The sequence below is a fragment of the Paenibacillus sp. 2TAB26 genome, from assembly GCF_052115145.1.
In the GTDB taxonomy this organism is placed as follows: Bacteria; Bacillota; Bacilli; order Paenibacillales; family Paenibacillaceae; genus Pristimantibacillus.
In genome coordinates this window covers 1-443 of sequence record NZ_JBFRGC010000106.1, presented here as the reverse complement: position 1 = coordinate 443, position 443 = coordinate 1, and the positions used below count along the sequence as shown (strand labels likewise).

1 protein-coding gene is annotated in these 443 nt (G+C 59.4%); it reads left to right on the top strand.

Annotation, left to right across the window (positions count from 1 at the left end; all coding sequences use genetic code 11):
* A partial coding sequence (locus AB4Z50_RS36070; RefSeq protein WP_441887305.1) for a hypothetical protein occupies nt 1-443 on the top strand: 443 nt, incomplete at both ends.

Here is a 443-nt window from a genome sequence, read left to right as displayed (position 1 = left end):
GTTGACGATGATTCCGAGGACCGAGTCTTTCCGGACAGGCGGCGCATTCCTGGCTGGATTCTTGCCTATGACGGTCAAGCTTGGCTTTCACGCAGCAGGGTTGCAAAAATCCTCATTGCGGGCACAAGCGATGCCGACCTCTTGCCACCGAAATACGACGATGCATTTTGGACATGGGATGAGGCACTGACCGACGCAATCGAGCGCGGCACCATTGCGGTGACAAAGGGGGCCCACAAGCAGATGCTCTCACATGCAGACGTTCGCGCCTGGTGTGCCCAACATCGCTACGTGTGGCCGCTCGAAGCGCCAGAAGCCCAGCAGGCCGACAAGCCGGATGTCACCCGACTTTCCGGCCAGCAAGTACAGAGTGCGAATTCGGCACCAAGGAGCCCGCGCCAGCACGATGCCGGCTCAACAAAGCGAGAACAGCAGATTCGAGC